This window comes from Thermomonas sp. (assembly GCF_035369645.1).
Lineage (GTDB): Bacteria > Pseudomonadota > Gammaproteobacteria > Xanthomonadales > Xanthomonadaceae > Thermomonas.
Window position 1 is genome coordinate 50567 of the sequence record NZ_DAOOUM010000002.1, and the last position, 18321, is coordinate 68887.

The following is an 18321-nucleotide window of genomic DNA, read 5'->3' on the forward strand; positions in this document are numbered from 1 at the left end:
TACAGATAGGCTCCTTTGGCCTGCAGCGCGAACGCTTGGCCGGGCCGCAGGATGGGGGCAGCGCTGTCCAGATCCAGCTTCATACGCTCGGGCAAAAATTCTTCGATGCGCAGGCTCATGCCCTGCACCGCCACCTTGCTGGCCGGATCCAACCGGAACTCGACCTGCCAGCGCCCAGTCGGCGCTTCGGCAGGAATGGTTTTTTCGAAACGGAAATAGCCCTGTGCGCCGGGCTCGATCCGCGACTCCACAAAGGTCTTGCCGTCGGGTTGTTTCAAACGCACGAACAGCGATTGCGCCTTGCCGTTTTTACCCAGCACCGGCTTGCCGTCGTAGTTACGCAGCAGCGCCGAAACGCGCACGGTTTCGCCGGGGCGGTATAAGTCACGCCCCGACCATGCAAACACATCGAACCACGCCTGCTCGCGCCCACCCACCGAAAACTCGGACAGATCCAGCGCCGGCTGGTTGAACGACAGCATCGACATGTCCTTGCCGCGTAGCGCGGTCAGCACATGTGCGGCATCCAGCGTGTAATTGAGCATCGCATTGCCGTTGCTATCGGTGCTGGCCTTGAACACGGCTTCGCCGCGCGCATCCAGCACCTTCAATTCAACCCCACTCAAGCCATCGCCAGTGGCCAGCGATGCGGTGTGCACAAACACTTTGTCTTTGTAAGCGCGTACATGCAGGCCAATGTCGCTGACGCTGAAAAATGCGGTATCAAATTCACCCTTGAACGAGCCGGTCTTTTTCATCACCGCGAAATACAGGCCGGGTTTTTGCAACTCGCTGATGCTTTGGATCGGCAGATAGGTCAGCACCCGTTCGTTACGCGCGCCGCCCAGCACAAACCGGTTCATGTACACCGGCTCGGCCAATTTTGAGATTGGTGAGCGGCTATCGGCGTCGTCCGGGTCGTACCACGAAGGATCCAACTCCCAATTACTGCGCTTGCCACTGCGCTGGTATTCGGCAAAAAACTTGGGCAGCGCAGCATCGCGCACACGCAAAAACTCCACATCTACTTCGTCCACATTTACCGACACCACCGGCAAGCCGCGTGATTCCTTGGCAGGAATCACACTGCCCTGCGAGGCAAACCCCACCGCGGGTTGCAGCTCGCCGGTGTACACCTTGAGCTCCTGATCTTTGCCCAAGATCGTGCCATCGGCGGCGGTCAGGCTACCGGCGATCTTGAGGGTGTAGGTTTTATTGGTTTCGACATTGGCATAGCGCAAGACTTTGCCGTCATCACTCAATGCCCAGCCGCTTTGGTCTTCGCCGGTGGCGTCGATGCGCAGGAGTTTGTCGAACTCCTGCGTCCCCACCAGTGGCCGGGAAAACTCTACGGCGATAGTCAGCGCATCCGTGCGTTGCTCCGGGTAAGCGCGCACCACGGCAAAGCCCTTGACGGTCTCGCGTTGCGCCTTGATGGCCTCGCCACTGGCCACCGGCAACTGCCCATCGGCATTGCGTTTGCAGGCAGGAACCCCTAACACCACGCTGATAAGCGTTACTGCGAAAAACAAGTGGCGCAACAGCAGATTCCGTGAACGTGGCATGGCGATTCCATCGCGAAGAACTGGGTTTCAGTATAGGACGCAAATTACGCTGATTTCAGGCCGCAGAAACGCCAAAACCCGACGTTACCGCCGGGTTTTGGCTGCCATGCAATTGGCTTCACACGCTGGAGGATTACACCTCCGGACTGGCCTCATTCGCAGTATCGTCGCTGCCCACATCCAGACTCTCGTCCAAACTGGCATCCAGCCGCTCGATGGCCTGCAATTTTTCACCATCTGCCATGCGCATCAGGGTGACGCCTTGGGTATTGCGGCCTACCTGGGCAATCGCTGATGCCGGGGTGCGTACCAAGGTGCCGCCATCGGAAATCAGCAGCACGTCGTGATGATCTGATAACTGGATTGCACCCACCAGCGGGCCATTGCGCTCGGAGGTTTTGATTGCCAATACCCCTTGCGTGCCACGGCCCTTCTTCGGGAACTCGGTCACTTCTGTGCGCTTGCCGTAGCCGCGCTCGCAGGCGGTGAGGATGTCGCCCTCGCCGTCCAGCACGATCAAACTGACCACTTGTTCGCCATCAGCCAGCTTCATGCCGCGCACACCGGTAGCGGTACGCCCCATCGGGCGCACGCTGTCACCGCCAAACCGCACGGCCTTGCCATTGCTGGCAAATAGCATGATGTCGCGGCTGCCATCGGAAAGTTCGGCATTCACCAAGGCATCACCCTCGGCCAGATTGATCGCAATTTTGCCACGTGCCAGTTTGAAGGCGTATTCGGTCAGCGGGGTTTTCTTCACCGTGCCGTTCTTGGTGGCGAAGAACACGTATTTGCCATCCTCATACTCGCGCACAGGCTGCACTGCCTGTACTTTTTCGCCGGCTTCCAGCGGGATCCAGTTGACGATCGGGCGGCCACGCGCATTCGGCCCGGCCTCTGGCAATTGGTACACCGGCAGCCAGAACACGCGGCCGTGACTGGTGAAGGTGAGCAAGGTGTCGTGGGTATTGACCAACCACAATTGGTCGATGAAATCCTCGTCCTTGGTGGCCGCCGCATTGCGGCCCTTGCCGCCGCGCTTTTGCGCGCGATAGGCCGTGGCCGGTTGGCGCTTGGCATACCCGGCGTGGCTAAGGGTGACCACCACGTCTTCCGGCGCGATCAGATCAAGGATGTCGAGGTCTTCTTCGGACGCACGAATTTCACTGCGGCGCGGATCGTTGTATGCGGTTTTGATGTCCTGCAATTCGGTGCGGATCACATCCAGCAGCACATCGGGGTTTTCGAGGATGCGGATCAACCCGGCAATTTCTTCCAACAGCTCGCGGTATTCGTCGGTGAGCTTTTCCTGCTCCAGCCCGGTTAGGCGGTGCAGGCGCATTTCCAAAATTTGCTGGGCTTGGACATCGGTCAGCTGATAGCCATCGACCAACAACCCCACACCCATCGGCAGATCTTCCGGGCGCGAAGCTTCGGCACCCGCCGCGCCCAACAAGGCACCCACCAAACCCGGCTGCCACACCCGCGCCAACATGCGTTCTTTCGCAATGCCCGGATTTTCCGACGTCTTGATCAACTCGATCATCGCGTCGATATTGGCCAGCGCAACGGTCAAGCCTTCGAGGATGTGGGCGCGGTTGCGTGCTTTGCGCAATTCGAAAATCGTGCGGCGCGTCACCACTTCGCGGCGATGGCGCACGAAGGCTTCCAGAATCTGCTTCAAGTTCAACAACTGCGGGCGGCCGTCCACCAATGCCACCATATTGATGCCGAACACCGACTCCATCTGGGTCTGCGAATACAGATTGTTCAGCACCACCTCGGCCGATTCGCCGCGCTTGATTTCAATGAAGATACGCATGCCGTCCTTGTCGGACTCATCACGCAGCTCGCTGATGCCTTCCAGCTTCTTTTCCTTGACCAGCTCGGCGATCTTTTCGATCAGCTTGGCCTTGTTCACCTGATACGGAATCTCGGTGACGATGATCGATTCGCGGCCGTTGTCCGCCACTTCGATATCGGCCTTGGCGCGCATGCGCACGCGTCCCTTGCCGGTGCGATACGCCACATGGATGCCGCCCACGCCATTGATGATGCCAGCGGTGGGGAAATCCGGGCCGGGGATGTACTCCATCAGGCCGTCGATGTCGATCTGCGGGTCATCCAGCAGCGCCAGCAGCGCATCCACCACTTCGCCCAAATTATGCGGCGGGATATTGGTGGCCATGCCCACCGCAATACCGGCCGACCCATTCACCAGCAGATTCGGGAACCGGGTCGGCATGACCGTGGGTTCGTGTTCTTTTTCGTCGTAGTTGGGCTGGAAATCGACGGTGTCTTTGTCGATATCGGCCATCAACTCGTGCGATAGCCGTGCCATGCGGGCTTCGGTATACCGCATCGCGGCCGCCGGGTCGCCATCGACCGAACCAAAGTTACCCTGCCCATCCACCAACAAATACCGCAGCGAGAACGGCTGCGCCATGCGCACCAAGGTGTCGTACACCGACTGGTCGCCATGCGGATGGTACTTACCGATCACGTCACCGACGATACGCGCCGATTTGTAGTAGGGCTTGTTGCTGTGCGCGCCGAGTTCGTTCATCGCGAACAGCACGCGCCGATGCACGGGTTTCAGGCCATCGCGGACATCGGGAAGTGCGCGCCCCACGATCACGCTCATCGCGTAATCGAGGTAGCTGCGCCGCATCTCGTCTTCCAATTTGACGGGGATGATTTCCTTGGCGAGATCGGCCATCGTGTGTCCGTTTCCTGTCGTAATTCACGGCCCGCCAGCAACCCACGGAAACCAATCCGCTAGCGCATTCCACGGGAATTTCTGCAACGGGAAATTATAGCACTGGGGGCCGTTGAAAGCACCCCGATTCCATGAAGGATCAAGCAGTTATCGCATCACCCAAACAGCGCACGCATGCGCTGCGGGTCGGGCTGCTCCACCACGCCTTTTTCCGTGACGATGGCATCGATCAAATCGTGCGGCGTCACGTCGAATACCGGGTTCCATGCGCGCACACCTTCGGCCACCACGCGCTTACCACGGAATGCCAGCAATTCGGCCGGATCACGCTCCTCGATTTCGATCAATTCACCGGAGGCGGTGGCCATGTCCACGGTGGAAGACGGTGCTACCACCATGAATTTCACCCCATGGTGGCGGGCCGCGATAGCCAGTTGGTAGGTGCCGATCTTGTTGGCGGCATCCCCATTGGCGCAGATGCGGTCGGCACCCACGATCACCCATTGCACCTGCCCGGTTTTCATCAAATGCGCGGCGGCGGAGTCGGCAATCAAGGTAGCGTCGATGCCATCTTGTTGCAGCTCCCATACAGTTAGGCGTGCGCCCTGATTCCAGGGCCTGGTTTCGCCTGCGAACACCTGCGCAATTGCACCTTGCGCAACGCCGGCGCGGATCACCCCGAGTGCGGTACCAAAGCCTGCCGTGGCCAGTGAGCCGGTATTGCAGTGGGTCAGCACCCCACTACCCGCCGCAATCAGCGCCGCACCCAATGCGCCCATATGCCGATTTGCCGCCAAGTCTTCGCGTTCGATGGCGTGCGCCTCTTGCTCCAACGCCTCGCACCAGTCCGCGCCCGCATGGGCCAGGACGCCGCGCATGCGCGCCAGTGCCCATGCCAAATTCACCGCCGTAGGACGTGCGGCATTCAGACGCTGCAGGGCAGGTTCCAGCAATGGCAGGGCTGCCAGACCATTCGCGGCGTGCAAGCTGCGTGCGGCCAGTACCACGCCCCATGCCGCGGCAATACCAATCGCCGGGGCACCGCGCACAGTCAAACTATGGATGGCAGCGGCCACCGCATCGCAGGTCGCGCAACGGGCATAGTCCACGGCGAACGGCAGCTTGCGTTGATCCAGTAATTCCAGCACATCGCCGGTCCAGCGGATGGGGCGCACATGGTCGTAACGGTCAAAATCAAAGTCGGATGTCTTCATCCGCGCATTATCCGTCATTGCAAACGCAAACCGGCACCACGCGGGTGCCGGTTGCTGCTGCCAAGGGCATTGACTCAGTAGCTACGAAACTCCGCACGGCAGCCTTGCGCCACCCAAATACCACCTCGACCATAGCCCCAGCTGCGGCCTTCGATACAGGGTGAATTGGACAATTGCCGAATCAGCTGCACACCGGCGCGGGTATTGGCTGCGCATTCGTTGTAGCGCCCGTCATTGGACTCGCAGCGGAAGACGCGGCCGCCGATTCCAGAATCGCCCCAACCACCACCCCAACCACCATTGCCGCGGCTCACGGCAAAGTCTCCACGGCAGCCATTACTCACCCACACACTGCCGTAGTCGGAGCCCCAGCTGCGCCCTTCGATGCAGGCGCTATTGGAAATCTGGCGTACCAATTGCGCGCGTCCGCGTCCGGGTAAAGAACACCGGTTGTAGCGCCCATCGTTGGATTCACAACGCACGCTTTGGCCATAACCACCGCCATAGCCGTCGTTATAACCACCACCATAGCCGCGCACACTGAAATCGGCACGGCAACCGTCATCAACCCAAACCCGACCACGGCCTTGCCCCCAACTGCGCCCTTCGATGCACGCACTCCGTGAAAGTTGACGATCCAAAGTCACGCGACCGTCCCCAACGGGACATTCACGATAGCGACCGTCATCAGACTCGCACCGCACACGCCCCCCCCGGTAATCATCGCCACGGTAACCATCACCACCGTAATACTGGGCTGATGCAGGGGCGGCGGCAGCGGCCGCCAACAACGTAAAGGCAACGGCAATCAAGTGACGCATGGTGGTGCTCCTGGTTCCCTCGGCCCGGTATGGGCACGATCCTCGTGCATTAAATTTAGTCATGCAGAATGAATCGCAGGCAAAAATTCCAGCCTGCTTCCGTCACTGGATAATACGCATTCAGCTTGGGAATCAGGCCTGGCTGAAGTCAAATGCCAGCGCCTTGGCAATCTGTGGCGTGTCAAGTAACGCCATCAGCAACCGATCCACGCCCAAGGCGACACCGGCACAGGCCGGCATGTGCGGCAGTGCAGCAAGCAAGGTGATATCCATCGGCACTGCGGGCAAGCCACGTGCGGCACGGACTTGGCCATCACGCACAAAGCGGGCACGCTGTTCGTTGGCATCGCCCAATTCGTGGTAGCCATTGGCCAATTCCAGCGGCCCCAAGTACAACTCGAAGCGTTCCGCCACGGGCGGATCATCGTTGCGAATACGCGCCAACGCCGCTTGCGACGCCGGCCAGTCGTGCACAGCCAGCAACTGGTCACGCGCAAAGCTTGGCTGCAGGCGATGGGTCATCAATAAATCGAGCCAATCATCGCGGTTTAGCCCGGTAGGATCGATGTTCACATCGCCAAGCGCATTGCGTAGCGTCCCGTTGTCTGCGGTCAGCGGATCCAGCTGTAAATGCTGCCAATACAGGTCACGAAACGTCACCGTGCAGGTCGTGGCGTCGCGCCCGACCAAGGCCAACGCCGCACGCACCAGTGTCACGGTTTCATCCAACAGGCGCAGATGCTCCCAACCTACGCGGTACCACTCCAGCATGGTGAATTCTGGATTGTGGCGGCCACCGGCTTCGCCATCGCGAAACACCCGGCCCAATTCGTAGCAATCCCCCACTCCCGCTGCCAGCAAGCGCTTGAGTGCAAACTCGGGCGATGTCCGCAACCAGCGAGTGCGCGATGCACCTTCGCTGCGACCAGAAAATTCCAGCGCAAACGAGGCGATATTGGGCTCGGTATTGCCGGCACGCGATAGCACCGGGGTTTCCACTTCCAGCACATTGCGTGCTGCAAAAAAATCCCGAAACAAACGATTGAGTTGCGCGCGCAGGCGCAAAGCCGCAAGGCTGGCCGTGGGCTGCCATGCACTCATGCGTGCTGGGCCAAAAAGGCCAGTAGCGCCGCTTCATCCCAGATTTCGATCTTTAGTTCCTGCGCCTTGGCCAATTTGGAACCGGCGGCTTCACCCGCCACCACCAGTGACGTTTTTTTCGACACGCTGCCTGCCATCTTTGCGCCCAGTGCTTCAAGTTTTGCGCCAGCTTCATCGCGGCTTAGTGCCGCAAGCCCGCCGGTCAGCACCACCGTCTTGCCCGCCAAGGGGCCGTCATTGGCACGCTGCGGTGCGCCTTCTGGCCACTGCACGCCGGCGGCCTGCAAAGCGGCAATCGCTTCGCGGTTGTGCGCTTCGGCAAAGAAGTGCGCAATACGTGTGGCCACCACCGGGCCCACATCGGGCACCTGCTGCAAGCTTTCCACGCTGGCGTCAAGCAACGGGGACAAGGCACCAAAATGCCGCGCCAAGGTTTTGGCGGTGGCTTCGCCAACGTCGCGGATCCCCAGTGCAAATAGCAGCCGCTCCAGTGTGGTGTTGCGGCTGGCGGCAATCGCGGCCACTAGGTTTTCTGCCCATTTGCTGGCGATCTTGCCCGCCTTCACCGTGTCGGGCGTTTCGCCAATAGCGGCGTCGGCTTGTTGTTTCATGGCGATGCAGTCGGCCACCGTCAATCGGTACAGATCGGCAATGCCGTGCACATAGCCAAAATCGACCAGTGCATCGATCAAGCGCTCGCCAAGGCCATCGATGTCGATGGCACGACGCGAGGCGAAATGGAGCAAAGCTTGTTTGCGTTGCGCCGGGCACACTAAGCCACCGGTGCAGCGGGCCACCACTTCCTCGGCCTCACGCTCGATGACCGAGCCACAATCTGGGCAGTGGCTTGGTAGTTGATACGGTGGATGCAGCGGCGTGCCGGCCAAATCGGCAGGACGACGCTCCAAGATCACCCGCACCACTTCGGGGATCACATCGCCGGCACGGCGGATGATGACGCTATCGCCCACCCGCACATCCAATCGGGCAATTTGGTCGGCGTTGTGCAAGGTGGCACGCGACACGGTGACGCCGCCCACATGCACCGGTGTCATCAACACCCATGGGGTCACTGCGCCAGTGCGGCCCACATTGACTTCGATGGCCTCCACCGTGGTGGCCACTTCCTGCGCCGGAAACTTGTGCGCAATCGCCCAGCGCGGTGCACGCGCCACAAAGCCCATCGCCCGTTGTTGGTCAAAACGATCCAGTTTGTACACCACGCCGTCGATGTCATACGGCAAGCCGTCACGCAGTGCGCCGATCCGTTGAAAGTACGCCAGCAAGCCCTCCACACCGCGCGCCACATCCACCAAGGCGCTGACCGGAAACCCCAGCCCACGCAGCCATTGCAGGGTTTGCGAATGGGTGGCGGGCAGCGCGGCATCGGCCGACACTTCGCCCAAGGCATAGGCATAAAACGCCAGCGGCCGTTGCGCGGTGATCGCAGGATCGAGCTGGCGCAATGACCCTGCGGCACCATTGCGCGGGTTGGCTAGGGTTTTTTCCCCATGCGCACGCGCACGCTGGTTGAACGCCGCAAACCCCGCACGTGGCATATACACCTCACCGCGCACTTCCAAAACCGCTGGCGCTTGCCCATGTAAGGTCAACGGGATGGCTTTGATCGTGCGCAGGTTGGCACTCACATCTTCGCCCGTGCTGCCATCGCCCCGGGTGGCACCGCGCACAAACCGGCCGTGCTCGTAACGCAGGCTGATGGCAAGGCCATCCAATTTGGGTTCCACTGAAAACTGCGGCTGCGCATCGCCGGTGTCTTTGCTGATGCGGCTGACAAACTCGGACACTTCGGTATCGGTAAAGGCATTGCCCAATGACAACATCGGCAACGCATGCTGCACTTGAGCAAACCCACCCGCGGCCGGCGCACCCACCCGTCGTGTGGGTGAATCGGGATCGGCCCATTCCGGGTGCGCAGCTTCCAGCGCATCCAGCTCGCGCAACATGGCGTCGTATTCCGCGTCGGGAATTTCCGGGTCGTCCAGCACGTGATAACGATGACTGGCGTCACGCAAACGGCGGCGTAGCTCGATGATGCGGGCGTTCACAGCGCTCACCAACGTGTGGGCTTGGTCACCGATGGTGCAGCGTTTTGGCGATCGTAGCTGCGCAATTCTTCGCGAATATGTTGGATGCGTTGCCGGCCCAATGCGCTGCGTTCTTCATCCAGAACAACTCCACCCAATAAGCTAGCCATGCGCTGTGCGGCGGGTTCCATGGTCTCCCATGCATCCAGTGCCGAAATGGGAGCCGGCAATGTCAGAAAAAAGGCGATCGCTGGGGTTTCCAGTGTTTCGATCGTGGCCATATCAAAACTACCTGGCTTGACGATATTGGCAACGCTGAACACCGGGCCTGCGTCCGGGCGGCCATCCACCAAACGATGAAACACATTCATGTAACCAAAGGTCAGGCCGGCTTTTTCTGCCGCAACCACGATGTCTGGGCCACGCAATTTATTGTCTACCGTGGCTGCCACATACAAGGCGATGATGCGATCGAATTGGTCGCTATGGCGTTTACCCAGTGCCATCTGCGGAATGTCGGTGGCAAGCGGCAGTTGCGTTTGTTCAACGGCATCGTCATGCCATTGCTCGGCGCTCAGCTCCACGTCGCCGGAGGGCTCAACGCGTTGCACGCTGCGGGGCTCGGCGGACGGTGACAAGCGCCGGCCTTGGCTATGTTTGCGACTGCGGCCAAAAAACATGATGGCACCCAGCAATACGGATACCGCAACGGCAATTCCAATTCGAAGCAAGGTCAACTCTGACATTCGGCAATCTCCTTATGCGGCACCAGCCAGGCGCGTGGCCTCGGCCAAGTCCACCGACACCAATCGGCTCACGCCGGGCTCGCGCATGGTCACGCCGGACAGTTGGCGTGCGGCCTCCATGGTGACTTTGTTATGGGTGACAAACAAAAACTGTACCTGCTCGCTCATCTCGCTGACCATCGCGGTGAAACGGCCAACGTTGGCCTCATCCAGTGGTGCGTCCACTTCGTCCAGCAAACAGAACGGTGCGGGATTCAGACGGAAAATGGCAAACACCAGCGCCACCGCCGTCATCGCTTTTTCACCACCGGACAACAGCGAAATATTGGATACCCGCTTGCCGGGTGGACGCGCCAAAATAGTGACGCCGGTATCCAGCAGATCATCACCGGTCAATTCCAGATACGCATGCCCACCGCCAAATAGGCGTGGATAAAGCTCTTGCACACCGGCATTGACGCGATCGAAGGTATCTTTGAAGCGGCCACGGGTTTCGCGGTCAATTTTACGGATGGCCTCTTCCAAGGTTTCTAGCGCGGTGTTGAGGTCCGCATCCTGTGCGTCCAAATATTCCTTGCGCTGCGCCGCTTCGGCATGTTCTGCAATCGCGGCCAGATTGACCGGCTCCAGCCGCCGTAACTTGGCATCCAACTCGGTCACCGCACGCTCCCAATCACCGCGATTGGCATCCTCGGTCAGCGCGTTCAACACGTCCTCGATGACGAAGCCGGCCTCGATGACGGCGGCGGAATACTGCTCAGCCTTCAGCACGAGGGCTTGTTGATCCAGCTTGCGCTGGGCGATGGCCTCGCGCTGTTCCAGTGCCTGTGCATCGCGCTGCTGGCGAACCTGCTCGAACTGACGCAATTCGGCATCAACACCCTCCAGCAGCGATCGCGCCTGCCCCAACTCGCGCTCGATCCGCACCCGCTCTTCTAGCGCCACTTGACGTTCGGATTCCAACATCTGCACGGGTGCATCGCCTTCGGCCAACTGTGCCGACAAATCCCCCAGCCGTGTGTCCAACTGCCCGCGCTGGCCCCCCATGCGCTCCAACGCCTGCGCCAGTGCCACCGCCTGCACGCGCTGCGATTCTAGGCTCAACGCCAAGGCATGCGCCGCATCACGGGCTTCGCGCGCAGCATTGCGGGCTTGGTCGCGTTTGTCGCTGAGGTAGCGCCGCTCGTTTTCCAGGGTTTGCCGGGCCGACTCCAAATTGCCCATGCGGCCCAGCGCGTCTTCTATCCTGACCCGTGCCTGCGCCGCTTGTTCTTTGTTGACCGCCAGCGCCTCGTCCAGCTGTGTCAATTCGGCATCGATACGCGCAATCCGATTACGTGCACCTTCCAGCCGGCCTTGCTGGCTTTGCAGCTGACCTGCCAGCTCCGACACACCACGGTGCGCTTGATACAACGCGCGCTGATGTTCTTCACGCTGCTGTTCGGCTAACTGCAAAGCCTCCCGCAGCCGCGCCAGCAAGGCATCCAAATCGCGCTCGCGGGTTTGATACTGCTCGATGTCGGCGCGTAATTTCTGGATGTCTTTTTCGCGCAGCAAAGCCCCTTGCTGGGCAGCCCCGGAACGGGTGATACGCACCCAGCCATCGCCCAACCGGTCGCCATCGCGCGTAATCACCGAGCTACCCGCAGCCAACCCTGCCTGCAAGATGCGCGCATCGGCGAGGGTTTCGGCTGCGTGGACATGCGCCAGCAGCTGCAAAATTGCACGCGGGCCTTGCACCTTGGCCGCCAGCGTGGTGCTGGCATAGGCCGTGCCATCTTGCCCCGTATCGGCAGCCACCAGCGCCAGGCGGCCCTCACCCAGTTCAGCCAACGCATCCACCAACTGTTCCGGTGCCTGCACGATCACCGCTTCGATCAACTGCCCTAAGGCGGCTTCCACCGCGTTTTCCCAGCCCGAATCCACCCGCAGACGCTCGCCCACCCGCGCCGCCGTGTCCAAGCCCTGCGCCTTCAGCCACTGCGCTGCCGCGCCTTGTTCCTGCCCCAACGCGGCATGCTGCAAGGTTTCCAGCGACGCCAACCGGCCGCGCGCAGCCTGCGCTAGCTTGCGCACATCGGCCAATTCGGCCTGCGCGTTGCGCTGTTGTTCTTGAATCTCGGTACTGGCCTGCTTGCGCGATTCAACCTGTTCGCTCAACAGCTCCAGAGCTTCTTTGCGGGTTTCGTGTTCTAGCGCGAGTTGCTCGAAAGCGGCATTCAGCGCATCCAAGTCCAACCCAACGTGTTCGTCACGCAGTTGTGCGCGCCGACGATCGGCATCCAGAATTTGGCGGTCGAGTTGTTCGATGCGGATGCGCTCGACATCCCCCGCACGTGCGGCTTCGGATTGCTCACGGGTATGCGTCTCCCAACGTGCCTGCCAATCCGCCAGCCGGCCTTCGACATCGTGCAATGCGTCCTGGCGCAGCAGATCGGTTTCTTGCAATAGCTCCAGTTGCGGCTCGGCTTCGGCCAAGGTTTGCCGCAACACATCGAGCTTTTGCGCATCACCACGGATATGGCTGCCCAACTCCGTCAGTGCAGCTTGCGCCTCGTCACGCGCGCGTTGCAGGCGTACCGATAATTCTTTTTGATGGGCGATTTGTTGTTCTACCCGCGCCAAGGTGCTGCCCACTTGATACACGCTGGCCTGCACGTCGTTCAAGCGCGCGCTGGCCTCTTCGCGGCGCTCGCGCCCGGTTTCCAGTTCACTTTCGGCGTGGCGTTGCTCGGCGATCAACTGCTCCAAGCGGGTTTCTTCGCGCAATAATTTTTCACGCAGGCCCTGCAAGCGACCATCCAACGCGCGAAACTCCAACGCCTTCCATTGCGCATCCTTGATGCTGCGCTCGCTCTGAATGGCTTGATATTGCTCGGCCTGCTTGGCCTGCCGCGCAAGGTGCTGCAACTGCTTGCCCACCTCTTCGCGCAGGTCGTTCAGGCGGTCAAGGTTTTCGCGGGTGTGGCGGATGCGGGTTTCGGTTTCTTTGCGGCGTTCTTTGTATTTGGAAATGCCAGCGGCTTCTTCCAGATACACGCGCAAGTCTTCCGGCTTGGCGTCGATCACCTGCGAGATCATGCCCTGCTCGATGATCGAGTAGCTGCGCGGGCCTAGACCTGTGCCCAAAAACAAATCGGTGATGTCGCGGCGGCGGCATTTGCCGCCATTCAAGTAATACCCGCTTTGGCCATCGCGACTGACCGTGCGTTTGACGGAAATCTCATTGAACGCGGCGTACTCGCCGGTAATCGTGTGATCGCTGTTGTCAAAAATCAGCTCCACGCTGGCCTGTGACACCGGCTTGCGCGCCGAGCTGCCGGAAAAAATCACGTCGGTCAGTGAATCGCCCCGCAAGCGGCTGGCCGCGCTTTCGCCCATCACCCAACGGATGGCGTCGATGATGTTCGACTTGCCACAGCCATTGGGCCCCACGATGCCGGTCATATTGGTCGGCAAGTGCACGGTGGTGGGATCCACGAAGGATTTGAAGCCGGATAGCTTGATGGTGGACAGGCGCATGCGCGTCGGCGAACCCCGGCGGCGCAGCGGCGCAGCCATTAATGTTTGAAATTAAATAAATCTTCCAAGTAATTGGTTTACTTAGAAGAAATGAGAATGAAAACGTATTCCGAATGACTGAGTATAACGACCCTTAGCGCGTCTCGTCGGCCTCGTTCGGGGCGGTGGCAGTGATCGACAGGGCGTGGATATCGGTCTGCATCATCGTACCCAAGGCCGCATACACCAGTCGGTGCCGAGTCAAGGGCAGCTTGCCGGCAAATGCGGCGCTTTCAATCGCGATACTGAAATGCCCCTGCCCGCCGCGCGCACCGGCGTGGCCGGCGTGCTTGTGGCTGTCATCACGTATCGTCAGTCGCGTAGGCGCCAGCGCTTCGGTCAGCAACACCCGCATCCGTGCGATGCGTTCGGGGTTCAGCCGCGGGATGTCGGCTTGCGTCCACTGGCTCATGGCAACACCTTCATGGCAACACTTTGCGAAACGGGCGCACATCCACCCGCTGATACACACCGGCCGCGCAATACGGGTCGGCATCGGCCCACGCACGTGCGGCCTCCAGCGATGCAAACTCCGCAATCACAATGCTGCCGGTAAACCCCGCCGGCCCCGGGTCTTCGGCATCGATCGCCGGGCACGGCCCTGCCAACAACAGCCGGCCGTCCTCGCGCAGCGCATGCAGCCGCGCCAAGTGCTCGGAGCGCGCCGCCAAGCGTGCGGCCAGTACATCCGGCCCGTCGTGTCCTTCAATTGCGTACCACATGGCCGCGTCTCCATGAACTGATTCCACTATTGTAGTGGCCAGCAGTGGACAGCCGCGTCATCTCCCCGTAACCTTGGCGCTGGTATCCAGCCCGATTTTGCGGCGCGTACGGCCAACCGGCGTAAGTTTGCCGCCCCGCACCCGTCAATCCGGCCTTTTCCGCCACCTGTTTCGATGCCGCTCTGCGGAGCGCATGCGTATCGGCTTGGCGAACCCATAGCGCATTCTTAACTCGACCACGTGCCCCGGCCATGATTGGCCATTGCGACAGGTGTGGCCCGGAGGGGGCCGCCAACCGATGACATCCGAAGCCCGCATCGTTCCAACCACCGATGCCCCCGCACACACTCCTGCACCGCGCCCCCAGCAGCAAGAAATGCCGCTGGCATTGGCGATGGTGCTTGGACAACCGGTGGTGGAAGTCCCCAAGGACTTGTACATCCCGCCGGATGCGCTGGAAGTCATTTTGGATGCCTTCGAAGGCCCGCTGGATCTGCTGCTATATCTGATCCGCCGACAAAACTTAGATATTTTAGATATCCCCGTCGCCGAGATCACCCGTCAGTACGTGGACTACATTCAGTCCATGCAAGAAATGCGGTTTGAACTGGCCGCCGAATACCTGGTGATGGCCGCGATCTTGGCCGAGATCAAGTCACGCATGCTGCTGCCGCGCCCACCCAATGACGAAGGGCTGGAAGACGATCCGCGTGCCGATTTGGTGCGTCGCCTGCAAGAATACGAGCGCTACAAGCAAGCCGCCGAAGACATTGACAGCCTACCCCGATTGGAGCGCGACACCTCCATCGCCAACGCACATGTGCCAGAACGTGCCAGCGTGCGCCTACCGCCACCGGTCGAGTTGCGCGAAATGCTGCTGGCCCTGCACGACGTGCTCAAACGTGCCGAGCTGTACACCCAGCACGCGATCAAGCGCGATGCACTCAGCGTGCGCCAGCGCATGGGCGAATTGCTGGAACGCTTGGCCGATGGCGTGTTTCATCGCTTCGAATCGCTGTTTACCGCGGAAGAAGGCAAGGCCGGCGTGGTGGTGACCTTCCTTGGCCTGCTCACCTTGGCCAAAGAACAGTTGATCGATATCGTGCAAGAAGCACCGTATGCACCGATCTATGTGAAGTCACTGGCCACCGATGACGCCCCCGCCATCGACACCTTGTCGAGCGAATTTGATGACGATAACGGGGCGGCAGAATGATCACGCTTGCTGGTCATTCCCGCGAAAGCGGGCATCTAGCGTTTGTTTTTCATGCCAGCGCTGAAAGGCTGGGTTCCCGCCTTTGCAGGAATGACACGCCAAAGAACCAAGGCAATCGCAAATGACCGACATCGACCAACCTCTTGTCACCCGCATTGTTGAAGCCGCGCTGCTGGCCTCGCATCAACCGTTGACCTTGGTGCAATTGAAGGGGCTGTTCCCACTGGATGAGCCGATCCCCGACAACAGTGTCGAAATCGCCTTGCTGAGCCTGCAAGCCGGCTGTGCCGAACGCGGCGTGGAATTGCTCGAAGTGGCGTCGGGTTGGCGGTATCAAGTGCAAGCCGATGTGCACCCATGGGTGGCGCGACTGTGGAATGAACGGCAAACCAAATACACCCGCGCCACCTTGGAAACCTTGGCGCTGATTGCGTATCGGCAGCCGATCACGCGCGGCGAAATCGAACAAATCCGCGGCGTTACCGTCAACAGTAATATCATCAAGGCATTGGAAGAACGCGACTGGATTCGCGTGGTCGGTCACCGCGACGTGCCGGGCAAGCCAGAACTTTTGGCCACCACCAAAACGTTCCTCGACTACTTCGGCCTGAAGCGCCTGGACGAACTACCGCCGCTGTCGGAACTGCGCGATATCGGCGAGCTGGAACCGCAACTCCCGTTTGAACCGGCGATCCCAGCCAGCGCACAAGCCACACCCGCAACAATTTCAGAATCACTAGAGCCCAACAACAGCCTCACAACGCCAGACATGACGTCAGACAGCCACAGTGACTCGACGTCAGAGTCATCGCCCTCAACAACAACGCCTAACAACCCTAGAGACGACGCGCACACCGCATCGTCGGAGCAATCACATGAGTAATGACACCACCCCACGCCGCCCCCTCAGTCTGAAGGCCAAAGCCGCTACCAGCGAAACGCCGCGTATTGAAGAACGTCTGCATAAAGTTCTGGCGCAGGCCGGCCTGGGCTCGCGCCGCGCGCTGGAACAACGCATCGCCGAAGGCCTGGTCAAGGTCAATGGTGAAGTCGCGCAGACCGGCATGAGCGTGACCGGTGGCGACAAAATCGACATCGACGGCAAGACCTTCGTTGCCAGCGCACTGACTGACCCGGCGCGCGTGCTGATGTACAACAAGCCCGAAGGCGAAGTCACCACCCGCGAAGACCCCGAAGGCCGCCCCACTATTTTTGACGCCCTGCCGTCGCTGAAAGGCGCACGCTGGATTGCCATTGGCCGCCTCGACATCAATACCTCGGGCCTGTTGCTGCTGACCACCGATGGCGAATTGGCCAACGCGATGATGCACCCCAGCTTCGAAATCGAACGCGAGTATGTGTGCCGCGTGCGTGCGCCGGAAGGCGAAGACGATGTGTCCGACAAGATCGTCGACCGGCTAGCGCGCGGTGTGGCGCTGGACGACGGCCCGGCCAAGTTTGACGAGATCGAACGCATCGGCGGCACCGACTCGCACGACTGGTTCCGCGTGCTGCTGAAAGAAGGCCGCAACCGCGAAGTGCGCCGGCTGTGGGAGTCGCAAGGCTGCCAAGTGTCGCGCTTGAAGCGAATCCGCTACGGTCAGGCAAAACTGCCGCAGCCGCTGCTGCGCGGGCATTCGCAAGAATTGCCACAGACCGACGTGGACGCACTGCGCAAAGCGGTGGGGCTGGAAGACGGTGCACCCTCCGCACTCACCCTGATGCCGGTGCTGGGCCAGCGCAAAGCCAGCAAGACCGTGGTCACCGGCAACGCCCGTGGCCACGGCTATGTCGGTGGGCACAACACTGCCGATGAAGGCCGCGAACTGCGCCGTTTCGACCAATTTCGTGAAGACCGTGGCCGTCGCGGCGGCAAAAAGCCCAGCGGCGGCTTGACCGTCAGCGGCGAGCAAGCCGCCAAGCAAGCCGACCGGCGCATGAAGATCAAAGGCCCGCGCCAGCCCGGCCAACGCATGAAGCCGGGCGAGCAACGCGGTGAAGGCAACCCCGCCGCCATGCGTACTTGGTATGTGCCCGATGGCGTCAGCACCGGCCCCTCCGGCCATCGCAACCCCGATGGCCCACGCGGCCCGCGCAAGCCTTACGGCAGCAAGCCCGCCGGTGCCGCCCGTGGCCCCGGCGCTGGCCCGCGCCCCTATGGTGAACGCGGCCCCGGCGGCGGTGAACGCGGCCCGCGCCGTGAAGGTGGCTTCAACGCCGATGGCCCGCGCAGCCCCAAACCCTATGGCGGCTTTGCCGGCGACAGCCGCGGCCCGCGTCGCGAAGGTGGCTTCAACGCCGACGGCCCACGCAGCCCCAAACCCTACGGCGGGTTTGCCGGCGACGCCCGCCCGCAGCGACAGTCCAAGCCCTATGGCCACCCCGGTAACGCCCCCAGCTTTCCCTCTGATCACGCCAACCCGGGCGGCTTCAACCCCTACGCCGACCGCCCCCGTGGCCCGCGCCCCGGTGGCCCCCGCCCGCCCAGCAACAACGGCCCACGCGGCCCACGTCCGGGCGGCCCGCGCAGCGACGGCCCCCGCCCCGGCGGCAACCGTGGCCCACGCGGCGGCAACCGCTAAACGCTGCTAGCTGCTAGCTGCTAGCT

At 61.1% G+C, this 18321-nt stretch carries 12 protein-coding genes and 1 pseudogene; 3 read left to right on the top strand and 10 right to left on the bottom strand.

Translation table 11 applies throughout. The features are described 5' to 3' along the window. The 10 genes from PK789_RS00705 to PK789_RS00750 all read right to left on the bottom strand — a co-directional run. Positions 1-1565: MG2 domain-containing protein (locus PK789_RS00705; protein ID WP_324306239.1), on the bottom strand; the 1565-nt coding region annotated here is incomplete at its 3' end. 133 nt (positions 1566-1698) lie between these two features. Continuing rightward, complete coding sequence (gene gyrA, locus PK789_RS00710) at positions 1699-4284, bottom strand: DNA gyrase subunit A (RefSeq protein ID WP_324306242.1); 2586 nt, start codon at positions 4282-4284, stop codon at positions 1699-1701. A gap of 155 nt (positions 4285-4439) precedes the next feature. Continuing rightward, on the bottom strand, positions 4440-5498 hold the full coding sequence (mtnA, locus tag PK789_RS00715; RefSeq protein ID WP_503011855.1) for an S-methyl-5-thioribose-1-phosphate isomerase: 1059 nt from the start codon (positions 5496-5498) through the stop codon (positions 4440-4442). 74 nt (positions 5499-5572) lie between these two features. Further along, positions 5573-6319: a DUF3011 domain-containing protein gene (locus PK789_RS00720; RefSeq protein WP_324306248.1), complete on the bottom strand. Its 747-nt coding sequence runs from the start codon at positions 6317-6319 to the stop codon at positions 5573-5575. Positions 6320-6451: 132 nt separating this feature from the next. Then, on the bottom strand, positions 6452-7420 hold the full coding sequence (gene epmA / locus PK789_RS00725; RefSeq protein WP_324306250.1) for an EF-P lysine aminoacylase EpmA: 969 nt from the start codon (positions 7418-7420) through the stop codon (positions 6452-6454). Continuing rightward, positions 7417-9489 (bottom strand): NAD-dependent DNA ligase LigA, encoded by a 2073-nt coding sequence (ligA, locus tag PK789_RS00730; protein ID WP_324306252.1) that lies wholly within the window; start codon positions 9487-9489, stop codon positions 7417-7419. The genes epmA and ligA overlap by 4 nt, the downstream gene beginning before the upstream one ends. Positions 9490-9494: 5 nt before the next feature. Next, positions 9495-10214, bottom strand: coding sequence for a cell division protein ZipA (zipA, locus tag PK789_RS00735; protein ID WP_324306254.1), 720 nt, complete (start codon positions 10212-10214; stop codon positions 9495-9497). A gap of 12 nt (positions 10215-10226) precedes the next feature. After that, entirely contained in the window at positions 10227-13736 is a 3510-nt protein-coding gene (gene smc / locus PK789_RS00740; protein ID WP_324306256.1) for a chromosome segregation protein SMC, read from the bottom strand. A gap of 133 nt (positions 13737-13869) precedes the next feature. After that, positions 13870-14187: a BolA family protein gene (locus PK789_RS00745; protein ID WP_324306258.1), complete on the bottom strand. Its 318-nt coding sequence runs from the start codon at positions 14185-14187 to the stop codon at positions 13870-13872. Positions 14188-14197: 10 nt separating this feature from the next. Then, positions 14198-14497 (bottom strand): YciI family protein, encoded by a 300-nt coding sequence (locus tag PK789_RS00750; RefSeq protein WP_324306260.1) that lies wholly within the window; start codon positions 14495-14497, stop codon positions 14198-14200. Positions 14498-14795: 298 nt separating this feature from the next. Here PK789_RS00750 and PK789_RS00755 point away from each other — a divergent pair, with 298 nt between their 5' ends. The 3 genes and pseudogenes from PK789_RS00755 (at position 14796) to PK789_RS00765 (ending at position 18295) form a co-directional block, all read left to right on the top strand. Continuing rightward, the gene (locus PK789_RS00755; RefSeq protein WP_324306262.1) at positions 14796-15713 is read left to right on the top strand and encodes a segregation and condensation protein A; all 918 of its coding nucleotides are present in this window, start codon (positions 14796-14798) and stop codon (positions 15711-15713) included. A gap of 130 nt (positions 15714-15843) precedes the next feature. Beyond that, positions 15844-16426: pseudogene (scpB, locus tag PK789_RS00760) on the top strand (SMC-Scp complex subunit ScpB); the annotation flags it as partial. A gap of 162 nt (positions 16427-16588) precedes the next feature. Continuing rightward, positions 16589-18295 (top strand): pseudouridine synthase, encoded by a 1707-nt coding sequence (locus tag PK789_RS00765; protein ID WP_324306264.1) that lies wholly within the window; start codon positions 16589-16591, stop codon positions 18293-18295. Positions 18296-18321: the final 26 nt, after the last annotated feature.

Coding starts and splice junctions, on each gene's coding strand:
- gyrA (WP_324306242.1), bottom strand. CDS start 4,284: ATGGCCGATCTCGCCAAGGAAATCATCCCCGTCAAATTGGAAGACGAG.
- mtnA (WP_503011855.1), bottom strand. CDS start 5,498: ATGAAGACATCCGACTTTGATTTTGACCGTTACGACCATGTGCGCCCC.
- PK789_RS00720 (WP_324306248.1), bottom strand. CDS start 6,319: ATGCGTCACTTGATTGCCGTTGCCTTTACGTTGTTGGCGGCCGCTGCC.
- epmA (WP_324306250.1), bottom strand. CDS start 7,420: ATGAGTGCATGGCAGCCCACGGCCAGCCTTGCGGCTTTGCGCCTGCGC.
- zipA (WP_324306254.1), bottom strand. CDS start 10,214: ATGTCAGAGTTGACCTTGCTTCGAATTGGAATTGCCGTTGCGGTATCC.
- smc (WP_324306256.1), bottom strand. CDS start 13,736: ATGCGCCTGTCCACCATCAAGCTATCCGGCTTCAAATCCTTCGTGGAT.
- PK789_RS00745 (WP_324306258.1), bottom strand. CDS start 14,187: ATGAGCCAGTGGACGCAAGCCGACATCCCGCGGCTGAACCCCGAACGC.
- PK789_RS00750 (WP_324306260.1), bottom strand. CDS start 14,497: ATGTGGTACGCAATTGAAGGACACGACGGGCCGGATGTACTGGCCGCA.
- PK789_RS00755 (WP_324306262.1), top strand. CDS start 14,796: ATGACATCCGAAGCCCGCATCGTTCCAACCACCGATGCCCCCGCACAC.
- PK789_RS00765 (WP_324306264.1), top strand. CDS start 16,589: ATGAGTAATGACACCACCCCACGCCGCCCCCTCAGTCTGAAGGCCAAA.